The 23,490-nt window shown below is 41.1% G+C and carries 21 protein-coding genes; all 21 read left to right on the forward strand.

All coding sequences use genetic code 11. The features are described from left to right. Nucleotides 1-48 precede the first annotated feature (48 nt). The 21 genes from rpsB (at nt 49) to pnp (ending at nt 23,461) form a co-directional block, all read left to right on the forward strand. Nucleotides 49-786 carry a 30S ribosomal protein S2 gene (gene rpsB / locus SporoP17a_RS15150; protein ID WP_029053181.1) on the forward strand — a complete coding sequence of 246 codons (738 nt, stop codon included), beginning with the start codon at nt 49-51 and terminating at the stop codon, nt 784-786. 97 nt (nt 787-883) lie between these two features. After that, nucleotides 884-1,771: a translation elongation factor Ts gene (gene tsf / locus SporoP17a_RS15155; protein WP_083035453.1), complete on the forward strand. Its 888-nt coding sequence runs from the start codon at nt 884-886 to the stop codon at nt 1,769-1,771. A gap of 79 nt (nt 1,772-1,850) precedes the next feature. Continuing rightward, nucleotides 1,851-2,579 carry a UMP kinase gene (gene pyrH / locus SporoP17a_RS15160; protein WP_083035454.1) on the forward strand — a complete coding sequence of 243 codons (729 nt, stop codon included), beginning with the start codon at nt 1,851-1,853 and terminating at the stop codon, nt 2,577-2,579. Beyond that, nucleotides 2,576-3,133: a ribosome recycling factor gene (gene frr / locus SporoP17a_RS15165; RefSeq protein ID WP_083035455.1), complete on the forward strand. Its 558-nt coding sequence runs from the start codon at nt 2,576-2,578 to the stop codon at nt 3,131-3,133. The genes pyrH and frr overlap by 4 nt, the downstream gene beginning before the upstream one ends. Before the next feature lie 132 nt (nt 3,134-3,265). Further along, nucleotides 3,266-4,057, forward strand: a complete 792-nt coding sequence (locus SporoP17a_RS15170; RefSeq protein ID WP_083035456.1) for an undecaprenyl pyrophosphate synthase — start codon at nt 3,266-3,268, stop codon at nt 4,055-4,057. Continuing rightward, complete coding sequence (locus SporoP17a_RS15175) at nt 4,054-4,848, forward strand: phosphatidate cytidylyltransferase (RefSeq protein WP_083035457.1); 795 nt, start codon at nt 4,054-4,056, stop codon at nt 4,846-4,848. Before SporoP17a_RS15170 ends, SporoP17a_RS15175 begins: the two co-directional genes overlap by 4 nt. A 19-nt stretch (nt 4,849-4,867) precedes the next feature. Further along, nucleotides 4,868-6,022: a 1-deoxy-D-xylulose-5-phosphate reductoisomerase gene (dxr, locus tag SporoP17a_RS15180; RefSeq protein ID WP_083035458.1), complete on the forward strand. Its 1,155-nt coding sequence runs from the start codon at nt 4,868-4,870 to the stop codon at nt 6,020-6,022. Between the two features lie 35 nt (nt 6,023-6,057). After that, nucleotides 6,058-7,317, forward strand: coding sequence for an RIP metalloprotease RseP (gene rseP, locus SporoP17a_RS15185; protein WP_083035459.1), 1,260 nt, complete (start codon nt 6,058-6,060; stop codon nt 7,315-7,317). A gap of 18 nt (nt 7,318-7,335) precedes the next feature. Next, on the forward strand, nt 7,336-9,030 hold the full coding sequence (locus SporoP17a_RS15190; protein ID WP_083036159.1) for a proline--tRNA ligase: 1,695 nt from the start codon (nt 7,336-7,338) through the stop codon (nt 9,028-9,030). A 64-nt stretch (nt 9,031-9,094) separates the two neighbouring features. After that, nucleotides 9,095-13,402, forward strand: coding sequence for a PolC-type DNA polymerase III (locus tag SporoP17a_RS15195; protein ID WP_083035460.1), 4,308 nt, complete (start codon nt 9,095-9,097; stop codon nt 13,400-13,402). A gap of 141 nt (nt 13,403-13,543) precedes the next feature. Beyond that, nucleotides 13,544-14,014 (forward strand): ribosome maturation factor RimP, encoded by a 471-nt coding sequence (gene rimP / locus SporoP17a_RS15200; RefSeq protein WP_083035461.1) that lies wholly within the window; start codon nt 13,544-13,546, stop codon nt 14,012-14,014. Nucleotides 14,015-14,097: 83 nt separating this feature from the next. Beyond that, nucleotides 14,098-15,291, forward strand: coding sequence for a transcription termination factor NusA (gene nusA, locus SporoP17a_RS15205; RefSeq protein ID WP_083035462.1), 1,194 nt, complete (start codon nt 14,098-14,100; stop codon nt 15,289-15,291). Nucleotides 15,292-15,312: 21 nt separating this feature from the next. Then, nucleotides 15,313-15,591, forward strand: a complete 279-nt coding sequence (rnpM, locus tag SporoP17a_RS15210; RefSeq protein WP_083036161.1) for an RNase P modulator RnpM — start codon at nt 15,313-15,315, stop codon at nt 15,589-15,591. Then, nucleotides 15,588-15,938, forward strand: a complete 351-nt coding sequence (locus tag SporoP17a_RS15215; protein WP_083035463.1) for a YlxQ family RNA-binding protein — start codon at nt 15,588-15,590, stop codon at nt 15,936-15,938. The genes rnpM and SporoP17a_RS15215 overlap by 4 nt, the downstream gene beginning before the upstream one ends. Beyond that, nucleotides 15,916-18,174, forward strand: a complete 2,259-nt coding sequence (gene infB / locus SporoP17a_RS15220; protein WP_083035464.1) for a translation initiation factor IF-2 — start codon at nt 15,916-15,918, stop codon at nt 18,172-18,174. The genes SporoP17a_RS15215 and infB overlap by 23 nt, the downstream gene beginning before the upstream one ends. After that, nucleotides 18,171-18,449 (forward strand): DUF503 domain-containing protein, encoded by a 279-nt coding sequence (locus tag SporoP17a_RS15225; protein WP_083035465.1) that lies wholly within the window; start codon nt 18,171-18,173, stop codon nt 18,447-18,449. Before infB ends, SporoP17a_RS15225 begins: the two co-directional genes overlap by 4 nt. A gap of 22 nt (nt 18,450-18,471) precedes the next feature. Beyond that, on the forward strand, nt 18,472-18,822 hold the full coding sequence (gene rbfA / locus SporoP17a_RS15230) for a 30S ribosome-binding factor RbfA (RefSeq protein ID WP_083035466.1): 351 nt from the start codon (nt 18,472-18,474) through the stop codon (nt 18,820-18,822). Between the two features lie 97 nt (nt 18,823-18,919). After that, nucleotides 18,920-19,831: a tRNA pseudouridine(55) synthase TruB gene (truB, locus tag SporoP17a_RS15235; RefSeq protein WP_083035467.1), complete on the forward strand. Its 912-nt coding sequence runs from the start codon at nt 18,920-18,922 to the stop codon at nt 19,829-19,831. A 12-nt stretch (nt 19,832-19,843) separates the two neighbouring features. Beyond that, complete coding sequence (gene ribF, locus SporoP17a_RS15240) at nt 19,844-20,782, forward strand: riboflavin biosynthesis protein RibF (protein ID WP_083035468.1); 939 nt, start codon at nt 19,844-19,846, stop codon at nt 20,780-20,782. A 131-nt stretch (nt 20,783-20,913) separates the two neighbouring features. After that, the gene (gene rpsO, locus SporoP17a_RS15245) at nt 20,914-21,183 is read left to right on the forward strand and encodes a 30S ribosomal protein S15 (protein ID WP_083035469.1); all 270 of its coding nucleotides are present in this window, start codon (nt 20,914-20,916) and stop codon (nt 21,181-21,183) included. A 139-nt stretch (nt 21,184-21,322) separates the two neighbouring features. Continuing rightward, the gene (gene pnp, locus SporoP17a_RS15250) at nt 21,323-23,461 is read left to right on the forward strand and encodes a polyribonucleotide nucleotidyltransferase (RefSeq protein ID WP_083035470.1); all 2,139 of its coding nucleotides are present in this window, start codon (nt 21,323-21,325) and stop codon (nt 23,459-23,461) included. Nucleotides 23,462-23,490: the final 29 nt, after the last annotated feature.

Genomic DNA, 23,490 nt, shown 5'->3' on the forward strand with positions numbered 1-23,490 from the left:
TCGCTGGAAGTACGCGGAGGATAAAAAAACCAATAGGAGGAATTAAACATGTCAGTAATCTCAATGAAACAATTGCTAGAAGCTGGTGTACATTTCGGACACCAAACACGTCGTTGGAACCCAAAAATGAAGAAGTATATCTTCGTGGAGCGTAACGGCATTTACATTATCGACCTTCAAAAAACGGTCAAAAAATTAGAGGAAGCTTACAACTTCATGCGCCAAGTCGGTGCTGATGGTGGTAAAGTTCTTTTCGTAGGTACGAAGAAACAAGCACAAGAAGCAATCAAAGAAGAAGCAGAGCGTGCTGGAATGTACTACATCAACCAACGTTGGTTGGGTGGAACATTGACTAACTTCGGTACTATTCAAAAGCGTGTAGCACGTATGAAAGCTATTGAGAAAATGGAAGAGGATGGCACGTTTGACGTACTTCCTAAAAAAGAAGTTTCTCAATTAAATAAAGAACACGAACGTCTTGTGAAATTCCTAGGCGGTATCCGTGACATGAAAGGCTTGCCGGATGTAATCTTTATCGTAGATCCACGTAAAGAGCGTATCGCGGTAGCTGAAGCAATCAAATTAAATATTCCACTCGTTGGAATCGTTGATACTAACTGTGATCCGGACGAAATCGACTATGTCATTCCTGCGAACGACGATGCAATCCGCGCAGTACGTTTACTTACAAGCAAAATGGCAGATGCTTTGATTGAATCCCGTCAAGGTGAAGACGACGAAGTAGCTGAAACAGTAAACGAAACAGCAACTGTTACTGCAGACTGAAATGAGTAAATGATGAGACGATAAGTGGCGTACCCCTTATCGTCTCTTTTTAAAGCAATAAGCAACTTCAAATGATACTAATAGGAGGAATTTTCAAATGGCGACAATTACAGCCCAAATGGTTAAAGAACTTCGTGAAAAAACAGGCGCAGGTATGATGGACTGCAAAAAAGCATTGACAAAAGTAGATGGAGATATGGACGCAGCAATGGAATATATGCGTGAAAAAGGTCTTTCAAGTGCAGCGAAAAAAGCTGACCGTATTGCAGCTGAAGGTGTTGCAAACATTTTAATTCAAGGTAACGAAGCAGTTATTCTTGAAGTGAATGCTGAGACAGACTTCGTAGCGAAAAACGAAGGTTTCCAAACACTTGTTAAAGAAATTTCTGAGTTCTTACTTGCTACAAAACCTGCTTCAGTTGAAGAAGCTAACGTGGCGAAGTTAGATAATGGTTTAACTGTGTCTGAACATATTTCAAACGCAGTAGCTAAAATCGGAGAAAAAATTACTCTTCGTCGTTTTGAAATCCGTGAGAAGACAGATCAAGATGCTTTCGGTCCTTACCTGCACATGGGTGGCCGCATCGCAGTATTGACTGTTCTTGAAGGTTCAACAGATTCTGATGCAGCGAAAGATGTAGCAATGCATATCGCAGCAATGAACCCGAAATACATTTCACGCGATGAAGTATCTGCTGAAGAAGTGGAAAAAGAACGTAACATATTGACTGAGCAAGCTTTGAATGAAGGCAAGCCAGAAAACATCGTAGCGAAAATGGTAGAAGGACGCCTAGGTAAATACTTCGAGGAAATCTGTGTCTTGGATCAAGCTTTCGTTAAGAATTCTGATCAAAAGGTTCGTGATTTCGTAAAGTCTACTGGCGGAACACTAGTAGAGTTTATTCGTTATGAAGTAGGCGAAGGTATTGAAAAGCGTGAAGACAACTTTGCTGACGAAGTAATGAGCCAAGTAAAAGGTAACTAAGTATAATCCAATCGTACAGAGGGGCACATCCATCATGTGTTCCTCTTTTTTGAGAATAGGAAATTGCAGGAGGGCCAACATGAGTATTCCAATATATAAACGTATCGTGTTAAAATTGAGTGGAGAAGCATTAGCTGGAGACCAAGGCTACGGTTTGTCTCCGGAAGTTGTTAAATCGGTTGCAAGCCAAGTGAAAGAGTTGGTAGATCTTGGCGTAGAAGTTGCAGTAGTAGTAGGTGGCGGAAACATTTGGCGAGGGAAAGTCGGAAGTGAAATGGGAATGGACCGTACAACAGCTGACTACATGGGAATGCTTGCAACGGTTATGAACTCTCTTGCTCTTCAGGATGCTCTTGAGAAGCTAGGACCAGAAACTCGAGTCATGTCTTCCATTGATATGAGACAAGTTGCTGAACCTTACATACGCCGGAAAGCAATTCGTCATCTAGAAAAAAAGCGTGTTGTAATATTTGCAGCAGGGACTGGCAACCCTTATTTTTCTACAGATACCACAGCCGCTTTACGTGCTGCTGAAATCGAAGCGGACGTCATTTTAATGGCAAAGAATAACGTAGATGGTGTCTATTCGGCTGATCCGATGAAAGACTCAACAGCTACAAAATATTTAGAACTGTCCTATCTTGAAGTAATTAGTCAAGGGCTTGAAGTGATGGATTCTACTGCTTCGACTCTATGTATGGACAATGATATCCCACTCGTAGTATTCTCAATTATGGAAAATGGTAATATTAAAAAAGCCGTACTTGGTGATAAAATCGGGACGGTCGTCAGGAGGAATAAGCAATGACAAAAGAAGTAATGGATCAGACGAAAGAACGTATGGATAAAGCGCATGGTGCCTATTCAAGACAATTAGCATCTATCCGTGCTGGAAGAGCTAACGCGAGCTTGTTAGACAGAATTTCTGTTATCTATTACGGAGCTCCTACGCCATTAAATCAAATGGCTGGCATCTCCGTGCCCGAGCCGCGTTTGTTAGTCGTTCAACCATATGATAAGACTACAATCGGCGAAATCGAAAAGGCTATCATGAAATCGGATATCGGTATTACGCCTTCTAACGATGGGTCAGTTATTCGTCTTGCTGTACCTGCACTCACAGAAGAACGCCGTAAAGAATTGGTGAAAGATGTTAAGCGTGAAGCGGAAGATGCAAAAGTAGCAATTCGAAATGTCCGCCGCGACAGCAACGAAGACCTAAAGAAACTTGAAAAAGATGCGGAAATTACTGAAGATGAATTACGTCGGTATAATGAACAAGTACAAAAGCTGACGGATGAGTTTATCGAAAAAATTGATCAAACAGCAAAAGATAAAGAAAACGAAATTTTGGAAATCTGAGTACAGAACTTTCTATAAGGAGGAGCGTCCTACTTTTAGGACGCTCTTTTCTTGCTTTTGCATGCTATTTACCATGCAATTTGGTAGGATAGTCAGTAGGAGTATCCGAATAGAGCCAAGTGGGGGAACGCTATGCTTAGAAAACTAATGCGAAAGAAAACGGCAGACATTCAGTTGTTAGACGAACGGATTGAAGCTGTTAAAAATAGACAAATTCCTAACCATGTGGCGATTATCATGGATGGAAACGGAAGATGGGCGAAGCAACGTAAAATGCCACGAATTGCTGGTCACCACGAAGGTATGAAGACCGTTCGTCAAATCACCAATTTTGCAAATGCTATGGGTGTGAAAGCACTCACTCTTTACGCATTTTCTACTGAAAACTGGAAGAGACCTAGGATGGAAATTGACTTTTTGATGAATCTTCCCGGTGAGTTTCTCAATACGTATTTACCTGAGTTAATGGAAAAAGGTATCAAAGTAGAGATGATTGGGGATATGGATGCGCTTCCGAGTCATACAGAAAAGGCGATTAAGAAAGCAATAGAACAAACTAAAAATAACAAAGGGTTGGTATTGAATTTTGCAATGAATTATGGAAGTAGAGTGGAACTAGTTCATGTAATGAAAGAATTGGCAGGGGAAGTGGCTGCTGGAACATTACAGGTGGATGAAGTGGACGAAAGTTCAATTGAGTCCAAGCTAATGACTGCGCACTTACCTGAACCTGATCTACTGATTCGCACAAGCGGCGAAGTGCGTCTTTCTAATTTTATGCTATGGCAATTAGCCTATGCAGAATTCATATTTACGGATGTATTATGGCCAGATTACGATGAAGATTGCTTTTTACAAGCAATTGAAGATTTCCAAAAAAGGGATCGACGCTTTGGAAGCTTGGAAGGGGATCAGAACAGATGAAGCAAAGAATCATCACCGCAATTGTAGCTCTTGCACTTTTCGTGCCGTTGATTATCGTCGGTGGATTGCCGTTTATTATGATGATTTTTGCGATATCTACGATTGGCTTATACGAATTACTACGTATGCGTAATATGTCCCTTTTTTCTATAGGTGGATTTATCTCATGGTTACTACTACTCGTCATTTTACTTCCATTTAGATGGACAGGACAGGTAGTAAGTGTCTTAGGATTAGAGAAGCTTGAAATGATCTATGTATTGATATTATTATTATTGGTTTATACTGTAGTAATGAAAAATAAGTGGACATTCGAAGATATTGCTTTCAGTGCAATTAGTGCGCTGTATGTTGGTATCGGATTCTATTATTTAATTGAAACACGTTTATTCGGTTTGGAGTACATAGGCTATGCGTTACTTATTATCTGGTCAACAGATTCGGGTGCGTATTTTGTTGGACGTAAAATTGGTAAACGAAAGCTCTGGCCGGATATTTCACCGAATAAAACGATTGAAGGGTTTGTTGGGGGAATAATTTCTGCGATTGTGATTACGCTGATTTACAATATGTTTTACCCTATCGCTACGTCATACGTATCGTTTATTATTATAACAATAGTGGCATCAATTGTAGGTCAAATGGGAGACCTAGTGGAATCTGCATTGAAACGTTTTTACAACGTAAAAGATTCAGGGAAATTGTTGCCTGGGCATGGGGGCATTATGGACCGATTTGACAGCTTACTATTTGTACTCCCACTGCTTCATTTTGTTCAATTCATAGGATAATGGAAAGGAAGTTCATAATATGAAGAAAATCAACTTGCTTGGTGCTACGGGTTCTATAGGGACTCAAACATTAAGCATTATTGCAGCTCATCCTGATCGCTTTGAATTAACTGCGATGTCGGCTGGGAGAAACATTCAAAAAGTAAGTGAGATCATTACAAGATTTCATCCTAAGTTGGTATCTGTTTTGCAAGAAGCCGACGCGGTACGCTTACAAAATGAATTTCCTGAAGTTCAATTTGTTCATGGCGATGAAGGACTAATTGAAGCAGCAGTAGGAATGGAAGCTGATATCTTACTGAACTCAGTCATCGGTAGTGTAGGATTGAGACCAACACTCGCTGCGATAAAAGCCGGCATGACGATTGCTATTGCTAATAAAGAAACGCTAGTAGCAGCTGGTGATGTAGTTGTAGAAGCGGCACAACGTTACAATGTTCCACTTGTTCCAGTGGACAGTGAACACTCTGCATTATTCCAGTCATTAAATGGTGAGAATCCAAAACGTATCACAAACTTAATTTTAACAGCATCCGGTGGGAGTTTTAGAGACTTAACACGAGATCAACTTCAGAACGTTACGGTAGAACAAGCACTTGCACATCCAAACTGGTCGATGGGTAATAAATTAACTATTGATTCGGCAACGATGATGAACAAAGGGTTAGAAGTGATAGAAGCGCATCATTTATTTGCAATGCCATATGATCAAATTGAATGTTTACTACATAAAGAAAGTATTATCCACTCGATGGTGGAATTTGAAGATACAAGCGTCATGGCACAATTAGGTTCACCCGATATGCGAGTTCCGATTCAATACGCACTGACATATCCAGACCGTATTCCGATGGCTGATGCTAAACGTCTTCGTCTCGATGAAATCGGTAAATTACATTTTGAAAAAATGGATTATGAGCGATTTAAAGCCTTGTCACTTGCATATGATGCAGGTAGGGAAGGAGGCACTATGCCTACAGCGATGAATGCGGCCAATGAAGTGGCGGTTCAATTGTTCATGGAAGGTTATATTTCTTTCATGCAAATTGAAGAAATTATTGAACGAATGATGCAGCAACATCAAACTATTCAAAATCCTAACTTGGAAGAAATTTTGGAGACAGATCGCGATACGCGAAAAAGAGTCTATGGTATAGTTAAGTATAAAGATTAATTCAGGCTGTTAGAGCCGGTGAAGGTGGTTACTGAATGGAAACGGTTATTGCGTTTATAGTAATATTCGGGACACTTGTAGCATTTCATGAGTTTGGCCATTTCTTGTTTGCTAAGAAGGCTGGCATCATGGTTCGAGAGTTCGCTATCGGAATGGGACCTAAAATTTTAGCCGTTCGTAAAGGTGAAACACAATACACAATCCGCTTGTTGCCTTTAGGGGGATATGTACGGATGGCTGGTGAAGATTTCGATACCGTCGAATTACAACCAGGCTACCGCGTAGGTTTATTATTGAATGCACAAGATGAAATAGAAAAAGTTTACTTAAATCGAAATGTTTCCAATCCGAATATTTTAAACGTGGAAGTAGAGAAGTCGGATCTGGACAAAGAATTATATATTGAAGGATATGATGAAGATGGACAATTGGTTCATCTGAAAATCTCCAGAACAGCTATGATTATCGAAAAAGGTCAAGAAACATTAATTGCTCCCTACGATCGTCAGTTTGAATCTAAGTCATTGGGTAGCAGAGCGTTGGCAATATTTGCGGGACCGCTTTTCAATTTCATCTTGGCATTCTTCATATTCCTAGCTCTTGGGTTAATGAATGGCGTACCCACCAATGAACCGATTATCTCAGAAGTGAAGCCAGATACGCCTGCAGAGATGGCTGGTATGAAAAAAGATGACTTAATTACAGCAGTAGACGGTAAGTCAATAGATTCTTGGCCGGAATTTTCCGAAGCGATTCAAAAAAGCGCGGGAGTTCCTATGTCTATAGAAGTTGATCGGGCAGGCAAACAAGTAATTTTAGACGTAGTACCCGATACAGTAGAAGATGCTGGACAGGAATTCGGTCAAATTGGGGTTATGTATTCAAGCCCATTGGAAAAAGGATTTATTAAGTCTATAGTGTTTGGTGCTGAACAGACATACACGTGGACTGTGAAGATCTTTGAATTATTAGGTATGCTAGTCACGGGTCAGTTCACAATAGACGCGTTGTCCGGCCCTGTAGGTATCTATAAAGCAACAGAAGAGGTTGCTCAACACGGTATCTTCAATTTGATGAATTGGGGCGCTGTACTAAGTATTAATTTAGGGATTATGAACTTACTACCATTACCTGCGTTAGACGGTGGAAGACTATTGTTCTTCCTATTTGAAGGCTTGCGAGGTAAACCGATTGATAAACAAAAAGAAGGCATGGTGCATTTTGTAGGTATCATGTTATTAATGGTTTTGATGCTTGTTGTGACATGGAATGATATACAACGATTTTTCTTCTAAAAAAGGTGGATGTATATGATGAAACAATCGAAAACATTTATACCCACAATGCGTGAAAATCCATCCGATATAGAGATGCGTTCGCATCAATTATTATTGCGAGCAGGTTATATCCGACAGAATGCCAATGGTGTTTACACATATTTAACTCTTGCACAAAGAGTATTCAGAAAAATTGAAGCGATAATTCGTCAAGAAATGGAAGCCATAGAAGGAATTGAAATTTCTTTACCGGCGCTGCAGAGCTCGAGTATTTTAAAAGAAACTGAACGGTGGGATTCATACGGTAAGGAAATGTTTCACGTCGCTGATAGACAAACCAATCAATTAGCATTGAGTTCCAGTGATGAAGAAGCGATTATTGACTTATTGCGTGATGAAGTTCGGTCGTATAAGAAATTACCATTAACAATTTTTCAAATCAAAACAAAATTCCGTGACGAAATTAAACCGCGTGCTGGCTTACTTCATAGCAGAGAATTCATAAGAAAAGACGCCTACTCATTCCATTCAACACAAGAAAGTTTAGATGAAAAGTATTTGGAAGTAATGCAGGCATACACTAATATGTTAACCCGTCTCGGTATGCATTTCCGGATGGTGATATCAGATGGCGGAACAGGTTCTCATGAGTTCATAGCATTGACCGAAAACGGAGAAGATCGAATTGCATATAGCGATAGCTCTTCTTACGCTGCCAATATGGAGTTTGCTGAAGTTCATGTAGATTACGAAACACCAGACGAAAAGCAAGTAGAGATGATAAAAATCTCCACTCCGAATCAACGTACCATTGAAGATCTCGCTTCATTTTTGTCAGTTAATCCTGAGCGTATAATCAAATCATTGGTGTATAAAGTGGACAGTGAATTTGTCATGGTGGTATGTCGAGGCGATCATTGTGTTAATGAATATAAATTAAAGCGTTTTTTAAACGTAAAACATATGGAGTTGGCAACAGAACAACAGATTGAAGAATTACTAGGTTGTCATACCGGTTCGGTCGGCCCAGTGAAATTACCGATCGGTGTAAGGGTGTATGCAGATCATGCAGTCAAAGCAATGGTCAACGTAGTAGCAGGTGCGAACATTGACGACTATCACTTATTAAACGTCAATCCGGAACGTGATTTTGCTATTGATGATTACGTGGATATCCGTTTCGTTCAAGAAGGAGATGCTTCTCCTGATGGAATGGGTACGATTAAATTCACTGAAGGAATAGGTGTGGGACATCTGCGTAAACTAGGGACCATCTTCAGTGAGCAGATGAAAGGAACTTTCCTCAATGAACATGGTAGAACAAAACCTTTCATTATGGGAAGTTATAGTCTGGGGGTCTCTCGTTTACTGGCTACAATCGCCGAGCAGTTCAATGATGAAAAAGGCTTGAAGTGGCCGAAGCATTTAGCACCATTCGATATTCATTTGATCACAATGAATGTCAAGGATGAAGTTCAAACGCAGCTAGCTGATGAATTATATGCAGTTCTAGAGTCTTATCGATATGATGTGTTATATGATGATCGTAATGAACGAGCGGGTGTGAAATTCGCTGATGCCGACTTGATTGGTTTGCCAGTCCGCATTATAATTGGCAAGAGAGCTAATGAAGGCATTGTGGAAGTCATGTACCGCCACAGTGGTGAATCAATAGATTGGCAAAAGGAAGAAGTGTTGGAAAAGCTTCAATCCTTCTTTAGTGCAGATTAATCCAAGAAGGGGAGTCCGTTAACGGAACTTCCCTTCTTTTCGCGATAGAACGGAGGAATATAAAATGGATGCCGCCCAAAAGTTTTTAACTTTGCTGCAACAGACGGGACTGACAGATGATCAGTTCATGAACTATTTTCAAAACGGAGAATTGAACCGTGTAACCGTTCAAAAGAAAACTAGAGTGTGGAAATTTAATATCACACTTGATGAAGTGTTACCTATCGAGGTATTCCAGATTATGCAACAACGTGTTCATGAATCATTCGCTGCGATAGCGAATGTCCATCTTGAAATGGAAGTAAGAAAAAAAGAAGTAAATGAACAATTAATTATAGATTATTGGCCGCTAATTATAGACGAGCTAGCAGATATATCTCCTCCTATGCGCCAGTGTTTAGTCGAACAAAAACCTAAAGTACACGGCGAAAAATTACTGCTTAATTGCTCGAGTGATTTGGAGTGTCAAACGTTAAAAAATAAATATGTCGAAACATTGTCAGCGTTATATCAACAATTCGGGTTCCCGAAGTATATGTTCGATGTTTCGATCGTTGAAAATCATAATGCAGAAGAAGAACGCCAACAGTTTCTCTCACAAAAGCAGCAAGAAGAAGATCTATTATCCAAGCAAGCATATCATCAGTTGCAACAACGTGAAACGATGAAAAGTGAACAAGGGGATTCTGATAGAGTATTGGCCCTTGGCACACCGATCAAAGCCAGCGAGCCAATTATTCCAATTCATGAAATTCAAGATGAAGAAAGACGTTTGATTATAGAGGGCTTCGTATTTGATGCAGAGATACGGGAGTTGCGGAGTGGTCGTTCACTACTAACACTGAAAGTAACAGACTATACCGATTCCATCTTAGTCAAAATGTTTTCACGTGATAATGAAGATGCGGAAATCATGAAATCCTTCAAAAAGGGTATGTGGGTGCGAGCTCGTGGCGGTATACAGAACGATACTTTCGTTCGGGATTTAATCATGATGGCACAAGACATTGCGGTTATTCCTACTATTGAACGCAAAGACAAGGCGCCTGATGGACAGAAACGTGTGGAATTACATGCGCACACGTCTATGAGTCAAATGGATGCAGTGGTTTCTGCGTCATCACTAGTTGCCCAGGCAGCTAAATGGGGACATCCCGCGATTGCGATCACAGATCATGCGAACGTTCAGTCTTTCCCAGAAGCTTATAACGCTGGTAAGAAACATGGTATTAAAGTGTTGTTTGGTTTAGAAATCAATCTGGTAGATGACGGTGTTCCCATTGTCTATGAAGAGCAACACCGTTTGCTTGAGACGGATACGTATGTTGTATTCGACGTAGAGACCACAGGCTTGTCAGCTGTATACGACACGATTATCGAGCTTGCAGCTGTTCGAGTGAAAGATGGAGAAATCATTGACCGATTTGAACGCTTTGCCAACCCGCATCATCCGTTGTCTTCCGTGACGACGAATCTAACAGGCATTACAGATGACATGGTGGAAAATGCACCAGAAGTTGAAGACGTCATGGCCGAGTTTATAGAATTTATCGGGGATGCAGTGTTAATTGCACACAATGCATCATTTGATATGGGCTTCTTTTATGCTTCATGTAAACGCGCGAAAATAGAAACAGTCGCTTATCCGGTCATTGATACATTGGAGCTTTCTCGTTTCCTTTATCCTGAACTGCGAAACCACCGTTTGAACACGTTGGCTAAAAAATTCGATATTGAATTAACGCAGCATCACCGTGCTATTTACGATACAGAAGCTACTGCGCATCTATTTTTGCGCTTGCTATCAGAAGCACAGGAAAAAGGCATTAAGTGGCTTGATGACCTCAATAAGAATATCGGTGAGGGAGATGCCTATAAACGTTCACGACCTTCACATTGCACTTTACTTGCAACGGATGATGAAGGGCTGAAGAATCTATTCAAGCTCGTGTCAATCTCGCATATGGACTTTTTCTATCGCGTACCTCGTATTCCTCGTTCGTTACTCGTGAAATATCGAAAAGGAATACTAGTCGGTTCGGGTTGTGATAAAGGGGAAGTATTCGAAGGATTAATGCAAAAACCGATGGAAGAAGTGGAAGAAATCGCAAGCTTTTATGATTACTTGGAGCTCCATCCTAAGCCGGTCTATTCGCATCTACTCGAACTCGATTTAATCCGAGATGAGTGGAACCTTGAAGATATCATGCGCAAGATGATTAAGCTTGGTAAGAAAACCGGTTTACCTGTTTGCGCGACAGGGAATGTCCATTATCTAAATGAAACCGACGCTACCTATCGAAAAGTACTTGTCCGTTCACAAGGTGGAGCAAATCCGCTGAATCGGCACTCGTTACCTGAAGTTCATTTCCGTACGACGGACGAAATGTTGAAGGAGTTTGAATTTTTAGGTGAAGACGTAGCGCAAGAAATTGTAGTAGAGAATCCTCTGAAAATTGTAGATCGTATAGGTGAAGTGAAACCGATTAAAGATGACTTGTATACACCGACAATAGAAGGTGCAGAGGATGAAGTACGAGATCTAACGTATTCCATGGCACAACGAATATACGGTGAAACTTTACCGGAGATTGTTGAAGCCCGAATTATAAAAGAATTAACGTCTATTATCGATAATGGCTTCGCAGTTATTTATCTAATTTCGCATAAATTAGTAAAGAAATCATTAGATGATGGCTACTTGGTTGGTTCGCGGGGGTCTGTCGGATCTTCATTCGTTGCCACCATGATGGAAATCACAGAAGTAAATCCATTGCCACCACATTATGTTTGTCCGTCTTGTAAGACGTATGAGTTTTTTGATGATGGTTCAGTTGGTTCAGGTTATGACTTGCCAGATAAGGAATGCCCAAATTGCCAGACCATGTTTAAAAAAGATGGGCAGGATATTCCGTTTGAAACTTTCCTGGGCTTTGCTGGTGATAAGGTTCCAGATATCGATTTGAACTTCAGCGGTGAGTATCAAGCACATGCACATAACTATACAAAAGAACTGTTCGGTGAAGATTATGTGTTTCGGGCAGGAACAATAGGGACAGTAGCTGAGAAAACTGCATATGGATATGTTCGAGGATATATGAATGATAACGATATCCAAATGCGTGGTGCAGAGATTGACCGGCTTGTACAAGGTTGCTCAGGCGTGAAGCGGAATACAGGGCAGCATCCTGGCGGTATTATTGTTGTGCCAGATACAATGGACATCTTTGACTTTACGCCAGTTCAATTCCCGGCAAATGATCTTGAATCTAGTTGGAAAACCACGCATTTTGATTTCCATTCCATTGATAATAATTTATTGAAACTAGATATTCTAGGTCATGATGATCCGACGATGATTAAAATGCTGGAAGACTTATCAGGCATCGATGCAATGACTATACCGCCTGATGATAAAGGTGTTATGGAATTGTTTAGTGGTACATCATCTCTAGGTGTTACAGAAGAACAAATTGACTGCAAAACAGGAACTCTTGGCGTGCCTGAATTTGGAACACGATTTGTACGGCAAATGTTGGAGGAAACCAAACCGTCTACGTTCTCTGAATTAATACAGATATCTGGACTGTCACACGGTACCGACGTGTGGCTAGGTAATGCACAGGAATTAATCCAAAATAAAACATGCCAATTATCAGAAGTGATCGGTTGCCGTGATGATATTATGGTGTATTTGATCTATCAAGGACTCGAACCTTCTCTTGCGTTTAAAATTATGGAATCCGTGCGTAAAGGTAAAGGGTTGACACCTGAGTTTGAAGAAGCGATGAAAGAAAATAAAGTGCCAGCTTGGTATATCGGATCGTGTAAAAAAATCAAATACATGTTCCCGAAAGCTCACGCCGCGGCATACGTATTGATGGCTCTACGAATCGCGTACTTCAAAGTACATCATCCCATCATGTATTATGCGACGTACTTCACCGTACGAGCAACCGACTTTGATTTGGTGACGATGTGCAAAGGATCTGCAAGTATTCGGGCGAAAGTTAAAGAGATCAATGCAAAGGGATTGGAAGCTTCTCCTAAAGAAAAGAACTTAGTGGTTGTTTTGGAAATTGCACTTGAAATGGTTGAGCGAGGATTTACATTTGCGAAACCTGACCTTTATAAATCGGATGCGACACAGTTTCTAATTGAAGACAATAAACTGATCCCACCGTTTAACTCGATTCCCTCATTAGGAACTAACGTTGCGAAGACGATTGTTGAAGCAAGAAAAGACGGTGAGTTTTTATCGAAAGAAGACTTCCAGAAAAGAGGCCGTGTGTCTAAAACGGTTGTTGAATATCTCGATAACCTCGGTTGCATGGAAGGAATGCCTGAAGCGAACCAACTATCCCTATTCTAATGGGCTCGTGACGGTTGCTTCAGTTGCATTGTAAAAGGCCTTGTGATACGATTAAAACAACTTTTGCTATACGTCTTGCGGAAAAGAGTGGGGCTTCCCGCTCTTTTCTGTTGTTATTTTGAATTTCGGGAGGGATACCATTTGAGTAAAATTATAGAGGAAGTCGAACAGTTAGCTAGACCGATCGTAGCAGAATTGGGTCTTGAACTGGTTGATGTTGAGTTCTTGAAAGAGGGTCGCGATTGGTTTCTACGCGTCTACATCGATACGCCTGAAGGCAATATAGACATAGATCAATGTGCGGCTGTCAGTAATAAACTAAGCGAGGAACTAGACATTGTGGACCCGATTCCGCAAAATTACTTCCTTGAAGTGTCTTCTCCCGGAGCGGAAAGACCTTTGAAAAAAGATGAAGACTTTGAAAAAGCCGTAGGCCAATATGTGTTCATCAAAACGTATGAACCGATTGATGGAATGAAAGAATTCGAGGGGTATTTACTTGGATACGGACCGGACCATGCAAAAGTGGAAATACGGATCAAGACGAGAAAAGTACTAGTGGAAATTGACAAAACAAAAATTGCGCTCGCTAGACTGGCAATAGACTTTTAAAGTAAGCATGAAACACTGTCTAGCCTAGCACTAGAGAGCGAAGAATCAAGAGCAAGAACAATTGGAATGTAGGAGTGATGAACATGAGTAGTGAGCTACTCGAGGCACTGACAGCTCTTGAACAGCAAAAAGGTATTTCAAGAGACGTAATAGTCGATGCAATTGAAGCAGCGCTTGTAACAGCGTACAAACGAAACTTTAACCAAGCACAAAACGTGCGTGTGGATTTGAACTTAAACAAAGGCACAATGGCTGTCTATTCACGTAAAGATGTAGTAGAAGAAGTAGAAGATGAGCGTTTGCAAATTTCTTTGGAAGATGCCCAGCTTATTAACCCAGTATATGAACTTACTGATGTCGTTGAAGAAGAAGTCACACCGCGTGACTTTGGACGAATTGCCGCACAAACGGCTAAGCAAGTTGTAACACAGCGTGTACGTGAAGCTGAACGCGGTTTAATCTATGAAGAATATATCGATCGTGAAGAAGATATCGTCAACGGAATCGTAGAGCGTATGGATCCGAAAAATCTATTCGTTGGGTTAGGTAAAGTAGAAGCGGTGCTTCCGTCAAGTGAACAGATTCAAACAGAATCATATGCACCACACGATCGTATCAAAGTATACATTACGAAAGTCGAAAGAACAGCGCGTGGACCACAAGTATTTGTTTCCAGAACGCATCCTGGTCTATTACGACGTTTATTTGAACTTGAAGTGCCAGAAATTTATGATGGTACAGTAGAAATCAAATCGATTGCACGTGAAGCGGGCGACCGATCGAAAATTTCTGTTTATACAGCAAATGAAGAAGTGGATCCAGTAGGTTCTTGTGTAGGTTCAAGAGGAGCACGAGTACAAACTATATCAAATGAATTGAATGGTGAAAAAGTAGATATCGTAGAGTGGTCTGAAGACCCGGTCATCTTCGTTGCAAATGCATTGAGCCCTTCAAAAGTAATTGATGTACAAGTAAATGAAGAAGAGCGATCCACTACTGTCGTTGTGCCCGATTATCAACTTTCATTAGCAATCGGAAAAAGAGGCCAGAATGCAAGATTGGCGGCTAAGTTAACGGGCTGGAAAATTGATATTAAAAGTGAAACGGATGCAAGAGAATTAGGGATCTATCCTCGCGAAGAATCTTTTGCCGTTGCAGTAGAAGAGTCAGATGAAGATGCAGATGAGTTCTTAGAAACTTATGAGTATGAAGAAGAAACGCCAGCTGAACCAGCTGAAGATTTTGATTTATACGCAGATGAAGACAAAGAAGATTGATTTGGAAAGGATTGCATGCTGATGTCGAACAATCGGAAAATCCCTTTGCGTAAATGTGCAGCGACTGGTGACATGTTACCTAAAAAAGAAATGATTCGAATTGTCCGTACGAAAGAAGGCGAAGTATTCGTAGATTTGACAGGCAAGAAGTCAGGCCGCGGTACATATGTATCTAAAACGGAGGATGCCGTAGAAAAAGCACGTAAGCAACACTCGATTGAGCATCAATTGGGTGTCAAAGTACCGGAGCAAATCTACGAAGACCTTTTGCATGCAATTCGTCGAGAGGCAATTAAATGACAAAAGATCCGTCAAATATTTATCAACTGCTTGGTATGGCAGCTCGTGCACGCAAAATTGCCACGGGTGAAGATTTAGTCGTACAGGCAGTTCGGTCCGGTGAAGCGCATCTGGTCATATTGTCAGGTGATGCATCTAAGAACACAATGAAGAAATTAACAAATAAATGTAATACGTATAACGTTGAGAAGCATGTATTTGGTAGCCGTGAAGAACTCGGGCATGCAATTGGAAAAGAAGCTCGAGTTGTCTTGGCACTAACAGATAAAGGGTTCGCAAAAAAGTTATCCGAGCTTCTCAATGAATTTAATCGGGGGTGGGCTAATGACGAAAATGAAAGTACATGAATATGCCAGATCAATAGGCAAAACGAGTAGAGATATTGCAGATGAATTAATCAAAAGTGATATTGTAATAAAGAGCCATATGGAAGAACTAGATCCAGTATCTATTGCGAAATTAGACGAGAAGTTTGGAGATTTAAAAAAGCCTGAGGCGAAAACAACTACTGTTAAGCCAGCGAGCAAACCGGCAAACCAGAGAACAGACCGTCCAAGCAATACAAATAAACCAAATGCCTCACAAGGTACAAACCGTCCGGCATCAAATCGTCCTTCAGGACAATCTACATCAGCTCCAAAAACAGGTAGCAATCAATCACCGCGTCAAGGGCAAGGATCAGGTTCATCTCGTCCAGCTGGCGGAGGCGGACGTCCAGGCGGCGGTCGCGGTGGAAGACCACCAGCACGCGGTATTAACCAAGGACGCCGAAGATACCGTCCAGCAGTACCGGTACAAAAAGTTGAAATACCATTACCAGATAAAATTACTTTTTACGAGTCACTATCAGTGGGTGAGCTTGCTAAAAAATTAGGTAAAGAACCTTCTGAGATCATCAAAAAGTTGTTTATGCTTGGTGTAATGGCAACTATTAACCAGGAATTAGATAAAGATGCAATTGAGTTAATTTGTGCGGAATACGATGTTGAAGTGGAAGAAGAAGTTCGTATTGACGTAACAGACCTGGAGATCTACTTCGAAGATCCTGAAGAGGAAGAAGAAGTGCCAGGTGAATTAACAGAAAGACCGCCAGTCGTAACAATTATGGGTCACGTTGACCATGGTAAAACGACGTTGCTCGACTCGATTCGAAACACTAAAGTAACACAAGGTGAAGCAGGTGGGATCACACAGCATATTGGTGCGTACCAAATTACTGCAAGTGGCAAGAAAATCACATTTTTAGATACACCAGGTCACGAAGCTTTTACAACAATGAGAGCACGCGGTGCGAAAGTCACGGACTTGACCATTCTAGTTGTAGCAGCAGATGACGGTGTTATGCCACAGACAATTGAAGCAATCAACCATGCGAAAGCAGCAGAAGTTCCGATCATTGTAGCGGTTAACAAAATGGATAAACCTGCTGCGAATCCTGACCGCGTGATGCAAGAGTTAACTGAACACGGTCTAGTGGCAGAAGATTGGGGCGGCGATACGATTTTCGTACCGATTTCCGCACTAAAAGGTGAAGGAATTGATCAGTTACTTGAAATGGTTCTATTAATTGCGGAAGTAGGCGAATTTACAGCTGATCCTTCCATTAGAGCTAGAGGTACGGTAATTGAAGCGCAGCTCGATAAAGGGAAAGGGTCTGTAGCCACATTGCTTGTACAAAATGGTACATTGCATGTAGGCGATCCTATCGTTGTCGGAAATACGTACGGTCGTGTCCGCGCAATGGTCAGTGACCTTGGCCGTCGCGTAAAAGAAGCAGGTCCTTCAACTCCTGTAGAAATTACAGGCTTGAGCGATGTTCCATTTGCAGGAGATCGTTTCGTTGTCTTTAAAGATGAAAAAACGGCTCGTCAAATCGGTGAAACACGTGCTGGAGAAGCACTTCAAGAACAGCGTGTGGAAAAAACACGTGTAACACTTGATAACTTGTTTGATCAAATGAAACAAGGCGAAATGAAAGAATTGAACCTAATTGTGAAAGCAGACGTACAAGGTGCGGTTGAGGCGATGGCTGCTTCACTCATGAAGATCGAAGTAGAAGGCGTCAACGTCAAAATCATTCACACAGGTGCGGGTGCGATCAATGAGTCCGATATTTCTTTAGCAGCGGCATCTAACGCAATCGTCATTGGATTTAACGTACGTCCGGATACGAATGCGAAACGAGCTGCAGAAGCAGAAGGCGTAGACATTCGTCTGCACCGTGTCATATATAAAGTAATTGAGGAAATCGAATCAGCTATGACAGGCCTACTTGATCCTGAGTATGAGGAGAAGGTAATAGGTCAGGCTGAAGTTCGTGAGACCTTTAAAGTATCGAAGATCGGAACGATAGCAGGAAGCTATGTAATCGACGGTAAGATCACGCGAGATGCAGGCGTTCGTGTGTTACGCGATAACATTGTAGTCTTTGAAGGCGAACTGGATACACTGAAGCGTTTCAAGGATGATGCAAAAGAAGTTGCAAAAGGCTATGAGTGTGGTATCACAATTAAAAAGTTCAATGATGTTAAAGAAGGAGATATCATTGAAGCTTACGTTATGGAAGAAATTAAAAGAGTATGATTGTTTACGCGGAATGTTCTTTCTACATCCCAGCAGCAGCTTCTTTAAAAGAAAAACGGGCTGTCTTGAATAGGATGAGGGATCGGGTGAAAAACTCCTATAATGTTTCAGTTGCAGAAATTGATCATCAGGATTTATGGCAACGTACCACACTCGCTTTAGTCGCTGTGGCATCCTCCAAAGATGCAGCAGAACGAGAAGTGAGACGTGCGATTCGTCTGTTTGAATCCAATCCTGATTGGGAAATGACTACGTGTACAGTAGACTACTTATGAGCAAAGAACGAGGTGAATTGCCATGTCAGTGCGTGCTAATCGTATAGCTGAGCAAATGAAGAAAGAACTGGGCGACATTATCGGCCAAAAACTGAAAGATCCACGTATCGGATTTGTGACGGTGACTGGTGTAGATGTAACTGGGGATTTACAACAAGCGAAAGTCTTTATTTCTGTTCTAGGGACAGATAAAGAAAAGGAAGATTCGTTACTTGGGCTCTCCAAAGCAAAAGGATTCATTCGATCGGAAATTGGTCAAAGAATTCGCCTACGCAAAACACCTGAAATTGAATTCGAAATCGATGAATCCGTCGCTTACGGTAACCGGATTGAAAGCTTGATCCGCAAAGTGCAAGACGAAAACGAACAATAAACACGAGGAGGAAGTTCATAGTCGCGTAGGCGACATGACTTCCTCCCTTCTTACATAGAGCAAGTTTTTCTGAATGAATTTAGGAAGAAGGGGTTAGATGAACGGTATTCTGCCTTTGTGGAAAGAGAAAGGTATGACGTCACATGACTGTGTCTTTAAGCTTCGAAAGATATTACGGACAAAAAAAGTGGGCCATACGGGTACGTTGGATCCTGAAGTAGAAGGCGTCTTGCCTATCTGTATAGGCAGAGCTACGAAAGTTGCTTCGTATATTACAGATGCGGGTAAAGAATATATCGCTACAGTATCTATAGGCCGTTCAACGGAAACTGAAGACGCGCAAGGTGAGACTGTATCGAGTGATTTGACTCATAAGGAATTCACAAGAAACCAAATTCTAGATGCTTTGGAGCAGTTAACAGGCGAAATCACACAAATTCCACCTATGTATTCAGCAGTAAAAGTGAATGGTAGACGTTTGTATGAATATGCGCGGAAAGGCATCGAAGTAGAACGTCCAGTTCGTAAAGTACAGATCGATCAAATAGACTTATTAAATGAAGATCAATTTTTTAATGGTGAAGAAGTAACATTTTCCATTAGAGTGCGATGTGGTAAAGGAACTTATATCCGAACATTAGCCGTGCAAATTGGCGAACTTCTCGGATATCCAGCACATATGGATTCATTGGTCCGAACTGTTTCAGGAAATTTCGATGAATCGCATTGTAAAACGCTCGCAGAAGTGGCACAGATGATGGAACAAAATGAAGTACAAACCATATTGTTTCCTATTGAGGATGTTTTGACGGACTTTCCTTATTTTGAAATCGAAGAGGCATCATTGGAATCCGTACGGAATGGTCAAGTGCTTCCTGCAGTGCCATTGCTAACTGACCATCCTTCCATCATGATGATGTTTGAAGGTCGTGTGTTGGCAATCTATCAAAACCATCCAACAAAGCCGGGGTTAATGAAACCAGAAAAAATGTTGTTAGCTAGTGAGTAAGGAGAGATAGAAATGAAAATCTATAGATTACGATATCCGGATTCAATAAATGTGCCACAGCTTGACGCTTCCTCGTTAGCTATTGGATTTTTCGACGGTGTACATAAAGGACATCAAGAAGTCATTCGCAGTGCAAAAAAAGTTGCAGATGATTTATCGATCAAGACAGCTGTTATGACATTCGATCCCCATCCGTCACAGCTATTTTCAGGGAAAAACGTTGGCTATATTACGCCGATTGAAGAAAAAATCAGAGTGCTCGAATCTCTTGGCGTGGATACGCTTTTCATTGTTTGTTTTGATTGGGAACTGGCTAGTCTTTCACCACAAAGTTTTATCGACATCTTCATTAAAAAGCTTGGCGTCAAGCATGTTACTGCAGGCTTTGATTTTACATTTGGTTCAAAAGGTTCAGGAACGATGAAGGACATGCAAGAGCTTTCGGAAGATAAGTATGGAACAACGATCATTTCCAAAGTGACCTTTGATCAAGACAATAAAGTCTCATCGACGGAAATTCGGCAACTGTTATCTAAAGGGGATGTTGAAGCAGCGGCAGAACTTCTCGGTCGTCCATTCCGTACAATGGGCGAGGTGATACATGGGGAAAAACGAGGCCGTCAGTTAGGTTTCCCTACAGCTAACATCCAAACTGCGGAAGAACATATAGTTCCTGCTAACGGCGTCTATGCTGTTCGTTGCCTAATCGAAGATACATGGTACAAAGGTGTCTGCAATATGGGCGTAAAACCAACTTTTCATGATCCAGAACATCGGATTCCTACAGCTGAAGTTCATCTGTTGGATGTGAATATGGATCTCTATGGACGGAAATTGGCAATTGAATGGTTGCACCGTATACGTTCCGAACGAAAATTTGATTCGCTTGATGCGTTGAAAACACAGATTGGAATAGACAAGCAAACAGCAAAGGACTTGTTAAGCGACTAGTTCGTTGTTGCAACTGATATAATGCCGTGATATGATACAATAGTGTTCAATACACGAACCTCTTCTTGGCAATACGAGTCACCAACGTTTGCTCGGGGGACGGGGATACTTTTATTTAGGAGGTGAAAAGGATGGCTATTACACAAGAGCGCAAAGCTGAATTGATCAACGAATTCAAGACTCATGAAAATGATACTGGATCGGCTGATGTTCAGATTGCTATCCTTACTGAAGAGATCAATAACCTGAACAGCCACTTACGTACTCACAAGAAAGATCACCACTCACGTCGTGGTTTGTACAAAATGGTTGGTACACGTCGTCGTCTATTGAGATATCTACGTGAAACTAATGTTCAACGTTACCGTGATCTTATTGCATCACTTGGCTTACGCCGTTAATAAGACTGAGAAGCGGGCTTTGCCCGCTTTTTTCTATGGAATTAAGATGAAATATTTCGCATACATGTATCACGTTTGATACACTATGATTAATTACATACTAGATGTATACAGGTTTACAATAGAGAGGAGTTCTACAATGTCAGAACAGAAAAAAGTTTATACGCTCGATTGGGCAGGACGTACGCTTACAATCGAAGCTGGCCAACTTGCAAAGCAAGCTAACGGTGCGGTGCTCGTTCGGTATGGCGAAACAACAGTACTTTCCACGGTGACAGCTTCCAAGAAACCAAAACCCCTAGATTTCTTTCCACTTACAGTGAATTATGAAGAACGCATGTACTCAGTTGGTAAGATCCCAGGAGGATTTATCAAGCGTGAAGGACGTCCTTCAGAAAATGCAGTGTTGACTAGTCGCTTGATCGACCGTCCAATTAGACCTTTATTCCCTGATGGTTTCCGTAATGATGTACAGGTTATTTCACTTGTTATGTCTGTTGATCAGGATTGTTCATCCGAGATTTCAGCAATGATCGGTTCTTCTTTGGCTTTATCCATTTCGGATATTCCATTTGACGGTCCAATTGCAGGCGTTCAAGTAGGTCGTATAGATGGTGAATTTATAGTCAACCCTACACCAAGTCAACTTGAAACATCAGAAATTGACTTAGTTGTTGCTGGAACAAAACATGCAATCAACATGGTAGAGGCAGGAGCTAAAGAAGTATCTGAAGAAATTATGTTGGAAGCGATTATGTTCGGTCACGACCAAATCAAGAAATTAGTCGAATTCCAAGAGAAAATTGTAGCGGAAATTGGTAAACCGAAATTTGAAATTGAATTATTCGAACTAGATGCCGACATCCGTAAAGAAGTAGAAAATCGTTGTGAGAATGAACTAATAGCAGCAATTCAAACTGAAGAAAAGCATGCGCGTGAAGAAGCAATCAACGAAGTAAAAGCCGCTGTTCTTGAGTACTACACAGATGCTGATGCTGATGAAGATACAATCAAGCAAGTGAAAGCTGTTCTAGAGCAAATGGTAAAAGATGAGGTACGTCGTCTGATTACAATCGACAAAGTTCGTCCGGATGGCCGTGGACTTGACGAAATCCGTCCATTATCATCTGAAACAGGTCTATTGCCACGTACTCACGGTTCTTCATTATTCACACGTGGACAAACACAAGTACTAAGTGTATGTACATTAGGTGCGCTTGGTGAAAATCAAATTATTGATGGTTTAGGTTCAGATGAATCCAAGCGCTTCATGCATCATTATAACTTCCCGAACTTCAGTGTCGGTGAAACAGGACCGATTCGTGGTCCAGGCCGTCGTGAAATTGGTCACGGTGCATTAGGAGAGCGAGCATTGCAACCTATGCTACCAGATGAGGTGGAATTCCCTTATACAATGCGCCTAGTCGCGGAAGTATTGGAGTCTAATGGTTCTTCTTCACAAGCATCAATCTGTGCTTCTACAATGGCTATGATGGACGCTGGTGTACCTCTTAAAGCTCCAGTAGCAGGAATTGCTATGGGATTGATCAAAAAAGATGAAGATTACTCCATCTTGTCAGATATTCAGGGAATGGAAGACCATTTAGGCGATATGGACTTTAAAGTCGCTGGAACTAACAATGGAATTACTGCACTTCAAATGGATATTAAAATCGAAGGTTTATCTCGTCAGATTCTAGAAGAGTCTCTAGCACAAGCAAAAATTGGCCGTATCAAAATTCTTAATCATATGTTGACAACCATTTCTTCAACTCGTGAAGAATTATCCGCGTACGCTCCAAAGATTATTGTCATCCACATCAAACCGGACAAGATTCGTGACGTAATTGGACCTGGTGGAAAAGTGATTAACAAAATTATTGAGGAAACTCAAGTTAAAATCGATACAGAGCAAGATGGAACGATTTATATTTCGTCACCAAACTCTGAAATGAATGAAAAAGCTAAGAACATGATCGAAAATATTGTACGTGAAGCAAAAGTAGGCGAGTACTACATGGCAAAAGTTAAGCGTATTGAGAAGTTCGGTGCATTCTTGGAAATCTTCCCAGGTAAAGATGGCTTGCTTCATATTTCTGAAATTCAGGAAGCACGTACGAAAGAAGTGGAAGATGTTCTAAAATTAGAAGATGAGCTTTTTGTAAAAGTAATTGAAATTGACAGACAAGGTCGAGTAAACCTTTCGCGAAAAGTAGTCATACAAGAAGAAAAAGAAAAAGAACAAAAACAAGAACAAGAACAAGCTAACAAAGAGTAATCAACCCGTCAAAAAAGCCTCTTCCTGCA

Source organism: Sporosarcina ureae (assembly GCF_002082015.1).
Taxonomy (GTDB): domain Bacteria; phylum Bacillota; class Bacilli; order Bacillales_A; family Planococcaceae; genus Sporosarcina; species Sporosarcina ureae_A.